Genomic DNA, 6,491 nt, shown 5'->3' with positions numbered 1-6,491 from the left:
GTGGCAGAGCTTCGGATGGAATACTCCCTGCCGCTACTAAGTCCTCCAGCGTCGGTGCTCGCATCGTTTGGTTACGAAAAATTATCGTAGGTCGACGAACGAGCGGCGGGATCATAATTGTTACCCTTGTCCCATCTACTAAATCGAGCTCTAACTTGGGATTGTGTTTATTAATGTGCGAAAATTCATCTTTCATCCTGATCTTTTCAATGATATTCTCGATAACCTCTTCCTCTGATTCGTATCCAAATGGCTGTAAATCAGGCTCGCCAGGAATATCAAAAAAAATCTTTTTCCCCATGATTCGTGCAGATTGGGATATGTGATACTTCGGATGATGATTCCACACCGAAATTGGACCGAGACCGAACGTTTGTTGAAAAACAGCTTCAACCAATGAATGATAATAGCTTGGCTGCATAATGTGCTGCAGTTGGTTCGTTTTTAAGTATTCTTCAATTTCACCCTTAAAAAGCTGCACGGCTTCTGTTATACCAACCACCGCATCGTGCTGCAGGGCCTGCCACTTTTTCATTTCTTTATCCGACCGCTCTTCATTTTTCTTTCTAAAGACCGTACGCACTTGTGTGCAAAGCGCTTTAAATTCATCCGTAAGGGCATTGTTGCTTGCTTTAAGCGCTACCGGCTGCTGCACGGCCTTACTCTCCAATTCCGAGATATGAAAATCTTTTTCACGCCATGCACCCATGATCGTATTCACCTCCTAGCAAACCATTTACTTTTTGGACTTTCGTTTTGCATGGGCCAGTTAAATCGTGATTGCAATAAATCAACCATACGTTTGAGCTGCTCGTTATATTTTGGGTGCTCTACTGTAGTCAGCAACCGACGTTCCATTTCACAGAGCATGCCATCCTCTTTTAGATCGGGTAACCATCCTAGCATCGAGGCAGCCATACTACGCTCAATCTCTTTGGTGTCTCCCCACTGCTTCGACCATTTATTGATGAGTAACAAAAACGACATCGGTTGCTCGTGATTGACCATCCGAAGCAAAGGCGCAAATCTTTGCCAGTTGGCCAGTGCAGATGGCTGCTGCGTCGTTACGACGATCCGCATATCCGCATACAGTAAAGCTTGCAAACAGAGATTATTATCGGGATTAGATCCGGCATCAATCAGTACGATATCAAAAGCCTCCCGTGCACAAGCGATGACATGTGCTACTGATTCCGACGAATACCGGTACCGTTTCGTCGGATCCGCATTGCCTGCCAAAAAGGCGAAATGCTTCGTTTGGTGCATATGAGCGACCAGTTCTGTTGGCGTTAGAATGCCACCGTCTTTAATTTGGGTATACAAGTCATGCAGATAGGTACCGGAGTAGGTGATAAACACATCACCTGGCGTAAAAGCATCCAGACCAATGACGGCGACTTTCCGRTCCATCCGTTTTCCGATTTCTTCAGCTAATGACAAGGTGCTGCCTGTTAATCCGGTTTGAGATTTCGCGCCAACCAGAGCAATAACTTGCCCCCCATTGCGAATAGCCGGCGCGCCACCCATAAATTGTTGATGCACGTACTCCACCAATTGCTCTATGGTTCGCTTCGGTCGGCATACGCCGATACCGATTCGCTGGCATACAAGCGCTGCGTCTTCGGTGACCCCCGTGTCTGCTTTATAGCTGAGCAGATAAACCAGATTCTTTCCCTGTAAGAGCTCTACAACGCTTTCCAATTCATGCGGTTGTACCAGCCGGTCCGATATTAAGACCACCTGGCAGGTTTTAAATGTTTCCTGAATCAATTCCGGTTTCGTTACTTCTGAAGAAGAAAATAAGGCTTCGGTTTGTGCAGCCTGGCGCAATTGGCGACTTAATTCTTGATCATTTCCGATAAACCCAATGTTCATGAGCCATACCCCACAATAAATTGATAGCCACCGGCAGCTTTTTCCGACAAGAGTTTCAGTTGATCCGGCGTTAATTGCAGCTCTAGCTTACGCCCACGAACCGTTGCATCCACCCGTACATTCGGATTCACGTTACCCTCAGCATTCTTGACTTCATTTGAGCTCGCATCCTTGTAATAAGCAACCACGATATCCTCTATCACCTTCTCCGCCTGAGATAGCAGCGGCTCCGCAATGCCTGATTCTGGATTGATTTTCTCGATATCAGTCGGCACTGCGAATATCGTAATTCGGTCAAGCCTCCGCAAACTGCCTGGTACCGATAAAATCCAATCCTCCGGCATCTCCACCACCGTTGCTCCTGGTACACTGAGCAAAGACGTCTTATCTACGCGATTGATGGTCATTTGATCGCCGGCTTCAATCAGTTGCAAGGCTTCTTGGCCTACAAGTAAATGAGCATCCTCTTCCGGAATGGCACCAGAAATCACATAATCTTCTTTAATTCGGACAATCAAAAGATCGTCCTCCGTTATCGCCTCATGCGGAAGCATCTGCCTGGATGCTACGACTACATTTTGTGTATCCATTAAAACGGTCCACCTCGTATCGAGGAAGTAGAGCAGCACGAGCATAGCCACCATGGCAAATAGATAAAGCAACATTCGATTTACTTTTTTCAGACTTACTTTCATATCGTTCTCCTTTCGTTACGAAGATTTAACTTTGAACCACTGAGTACGGAGCTCAGCAATCGGTGCGTCTTTGCCCTGCCAGTAAATCGCCTCCGGTAATGCTTCGAGCAGCTGCTCGAAGAGAATCTCTTCTTGCGCTCGATTACCCGTAGACTCTTGCGGAATCAGCTGAACTACCCGCTGACATGCTTCCGGCAGTGTCATGACCTGACTTAATCTCTTCAACTCCACAAACGCGACGATATCTTGCTCGGTAAGCTGCCTTCGATTATTATCTTTCCGTTCAAACACATAACCGGCTTGTTCCATCATTGGCAACCAGCGGCGCAAGCTGCTCTCCGCCATTTGTAGTTGTTTGGCAACATCGTTCATCGCAATCTCTTTCACTCTTGCAGCTCCTTTCACCTCAGGTGTTCAGGTATGATTTGATGGTGATCGGTTACTATGATCGCTATATCATCAACTGATATGATGACGATTAAGCGATCAGTGAGCGCTGGCTGCCATAGCCTGCCTAGCAAGATTCCCACCTCCAAACCTTCCATCCATTTCGTGTGGCTCTTGTTATCTATTACAAGCATAGCAAGGATTTTGAAGGCAATCGTTCGCAATTCGTATGCAAAAAGTATGATTATTTTTCGTGGTTATCCACATTAAGCTAAACGATCACTCCAATGACATAGCGATCAATAAAGAAAAATGTGAGCATCATCAGGGAGAGCAGCGCCACACTACCTGTTAAAAAAGCAAATTTGATATGCATTAGAATTTGAGAACGAATAAATAGTGCAAAAGCAACGTCGTACTGAATCTTCCTTCGACTCACCTTATAATCATGTGTAGTATCATGGCCAACTGTCATACTTCGATCACTCCAGACTTTTATGAGAGCAACATCGACTTTTAAAAATTTAGCGAGAACTTCAGGATTAGTATCAACAATTCTAATCATTTACTCAGCTCTTTTCCGTCAATTTCATGACAAAGGCCGATCCTCAGCGGATCGGCCTTCGTTATTATTTATAAAAATGTGCCAGGACGTTTATCAAATCTTCCGGGTGCAACGTCCCTAAATACTTATCAATTTTGTCATGATTAAGCGGTACAAACATGGAACATCGAGCTACCGATGGCTTCTGAAGGCCAGCTGCTTGCCAATATACTAAAGCGAGATCTCGACTATCGTTCCCTCGCTCTTCATGCGAAGTCACTTTGATCACAATCGAGCGTTTATCCTTCGTATCTAAAATAATTCCTGGTCTTAGCTTTTCCTTTTCCCCATCATCAAATGGATATAACACCAAATAAACATCGCCGCGATTATGATTCATATGGACAAATAAAAAGAGACTATAGGTTGATATACCTTAGTCTCTTATCCCCTTATTTATTTGATTCTTATGATAATCTTCTTCTAGCTTCTCTAAATTTTGTTCCGCCTGCAGCCAGAGATCCGGCAGCTGAACATCGATCTTTTGATTAGCAACCGCTAATCGTTCTTTCAACGATTTATTGGACTTTTTCTCCAAGTAAAATCGCCTCCCTTATGGAATAATCTCTTGCTCAACGATACCACAATTCCTTATAGCACTCAAAGATTATGATGACCGTTACTTCCGATCTCCCATATATTCTTCTTTTGCCTCTTCAATATGYTGTAGGGTAATGTCTGTCTTCCTCAAAATCGACTTCCGCTTTGCTTTCATATAGATTTGCTCCATCTCTGCAAAGCTACATGAAGCGAGAGCAATGGCTATATCATCAATCAGCTGATTCTTCTCATAATTATCAAATAGCTTTTGCGTGTAAATCCTTCGTTCTGAATCCGTTGGCGGATCATACTTCATTTTGGTGTCAAATCTTCGCCATACTGCCGTATCTAATTCTTCATCCAAATTGGTTGCGGCAAGTAATATGCTTTCAGATTGAAACTCGTCCAGGCATTGGAGCAGTGTATTCACCACGCGAGACATCTCTTGCACATCTCTTCTTCCAGATCGATTCCTCGCAATAGCATCAAATTCATCTAAGAAAAAAACACAAGGATTCTGAATCGCATAATCAAATATTTTTCGAACGTTTCCCGCCGTCTCCCCTAAATAGCTTCCGATAATGGTATCCAGGCGAACAAGGATAAGTGGTAACCCTAGCATATGTGCTAAATAAAAAGCAGTTATGGTTTTCCCCGTGCCAGGAGGACCATACATTAGAATCTTATTCGGCATGGGTACTCCCTGTTCCGCAAAAGACGCCTTAAGCTCGTAAATCTCAAGAACTTCATCTATGATATTTCGATTGATCTCACTAAGTACGAGTTTTTGAGATTTAGTCTTACAAGCCTCGGCCGTATGCATGACTGCCATATCTACATCCTTACTCATGGGTAATTTAGCAGTATTCATTTGCTATTCTCCTTTCATTTTAATGAGTTCCCTCTATTGGTTCCCATCATTGGTTCCCATTATTGGTTCCCAGTTAAAACAAGCAGAAAACCTTATAGAATGGGGATTTTCAATCGGTTTCATATACATAATTTGAGTGGGAACTAATCAACGGGAACCAATAAATAATTATTACCAAATAGAAGCAGTCTGTTTTTAATCTAAATTCATACTCTACTGTCATTTAATTATCTTGAAGAAATGCCTGCATGACTTCATCTGACCAGGCTATCGTATAACCGGCTCGCGTGTTTTCGGGAGGATTTAAAAAACCATCATCTACAAGCTGCTGCATATATTCTAAAACCTTTTCTTTCCGGATCGAAAACACTTCACGCAGCTCCGAGCTCTTAGCGGATCGATGTTCGCAAATATAGCGTTTCATCTTTTGGAGAATTTCTGTTTGCTCATGTTCATGCTGTGCTTCAGCATCACGAACCAATGGTCTCATTTTCGCATCCTTATCGTATGGACCAATCACGTTATCATTTAGCATCCGTTCAATATGCCTTGTCGCTGCAGCATAACTTATTCGCAATTTCCTCTGTACTACCTCCATCGAAAATCCTCCGTGTTCGCGTACTATGGCAAGTACCTGCTCATATTCACTCTTCGGATGATCATCGGTATAGCTTGGCTGCTCGGTTTTATCAGCTTTCGGATCAGCTCCATCCGTCTCCTGGTCAGCTTCCCATGGCGGCTGATCCTCATTCGAGGTCGTTCCTGTTTCGCTGTCCTCTTCTGGCATCGTCCATTCGTTTTGCTTTCCAGTATCCTTTGACCAAAAAGTTTTTAATGCCTCAATTAACTCTGTTGCTTCATTATCAATCGCACTCGTTGCAGCTGATTGGAATCGTTGCAACGTCCCCCCTTGAATCATGCACACGCCATCCCCGTACCCTAGCAATGGAGGAGCTCCACGATCAAGTACCGTCCGATAATCAACCGCACTCTGCAGCCGGAAGGCCACCCGTGAAGGAAGATTTGCTTTAATCACACCCGTCACCACATTCACACTTGGTCGCTGCGTTCCTAAAACCAAGTGAATACCAGCGGCACGAGCCATTTGCGTAATCCGCTGTACACCGTCCTCTACCTCATCACCAGCTACCAACATGAGATCCGCATACTCATCGATAATGACCACGATATAGGGCAGCTGGTCTTGCTTCATCTTGCCATTGTAAGCCTCCAAATTACGTACGCCAGCTTCTGCAAACTTTTCATAGCGTTGATCCATCTCCATAATGACTTTATTAAAAGCGAGCATTGCTTTACGCATATCTGATACTGGCGGCACAAGCAAATGCGGCAGCCCTCGATAGACGGTAAACTCGACCTGTTTTGGATCAATGAGCAGCAATCGCAATTGCTTCGGTGATCGGGTGAGTAGTAACGAATTGATAAGTGTATGAATGCATACCGATTTACCCGAACCGGTTGCACCCGAGATAAGTAAATGCGGCATACGTGCTAAATC

General features: G+C 44.2%; 9 protein-coding genes. All 9 read right to left on the bottom strand.

What is annotated here, in order from left to right; genetic code table 11:
* The coding region (locus tag AC1DSE_RS27780) for a hypothetical protein (RefSeq protein ID WP_477528530.1) at positions 1-709 on the bottom strand (709 nt) is incomplete at its 3' end.
* An 8-nt stretch (positions 710-717) separates the two neighbouring features.
* On the bottom strand, positions 718-1,875 hold the full coding sequence (locus AC1DSE_RS27775; protein WP_477528529.1) for a CpaE/TadZ family protein: 1,158 nt from the start codon (positions 1,873-1,875) through the stop codon (positions 718-720).
* Positions 1,872-2,570 (bottom strand): SAF domain-containing protein, encoded by a 699-nt coding sequence (locus AC1DSE_RS27770; RefSeq protein WP_441883482.1) that lies wholly within the window; start codon positions 2,568-2,570, stop codon positions 1,872-1,874. The genes AC1DSE_RS27775 and AC1DSE_RS27770 overlap by 4 nt, the downstream gene beginning before the upstream one ends.
* 15 nt (positions 2,571-2,585) lie before the next feature.
* Positions 2,586-2,957 (bottom strand): hypothetical protein, encoded by a 372-nt coding sequence (locus tag AC1DSE_RS27765; protein ID WP_441883480.1) that lies wholly within the window; start codon positions 2,955-2,957, stop codon positions 2,586-2,588.
* A 271-nt stretch (positions 2,958-3,228) separates the two neighbouring features.
* Entirely contained in the window at positions 3,229-3,522 is a 294-nt protein-coding gene (locus AC1DSE_RS27760) for a hypothetical protein (RefSeq protein WP_441883476.1), read from the bottom strand.
* Between the two features lie 64 nt (positions 3,523-3,586).
* Positions 3,587-3,901: a type II toxin-antitoxin system PemK/MazF family toxin gene (locus tag AC1DSE_RS27755; protein WP_441883474.1), complete on the bottom strand. Its 315-nt coding sequence runs from the start codon at positions 3,899-3,901 to the stop codon at positions 3,587-3,589.
* Between the two features lie 36 nt (positions 3,902-3,937).
* The gene (locus AC1DSE_RS27750) at positions 3,938-4,099 is read right to left on the bottom strand and encodes a hypothetical protein (protein WP_441883472.1); all 162 of its coding nucleotides are present in this window, start codon (positions 4,097-4,099) and stop codon (positions 3,938-3,940) included.
* 81 nt (positions 4,100-4,180) lie between these two features.
* Positions 4,181-4,972 carry an AAA family ATPase gene (locus AC1DSE_RS27745; protein ID WP_441883470.1) on the bottom strand — a complete coding sequence of 264 codons (792 nt, stop codon included), beginning with the start codon at positions 4,970-4,972 and terminating at the stop codon, positions 4,181-4,183.
* A 223-nt stretch (positions 4,973-5,195) separates the two neighbouring features.
* Positions 5,196-6,491: FtsK/SpoIIIE domain-containing protein (locus AC1DSE_RS27740; protein WP_477528528.1), on the bottom strand; the 1,296-nt coding region annotated here is incomplete at its 5' end.

The sequence above is a fragment of the Paenibacillus sp. 01L418 genome (assembly GCF_056400045.1).
The sequence above is the reverse complement of the archived record's forward strand: the minus strand, read 5'-3'. Positions and strand labels throughout refer to the sequence as shown.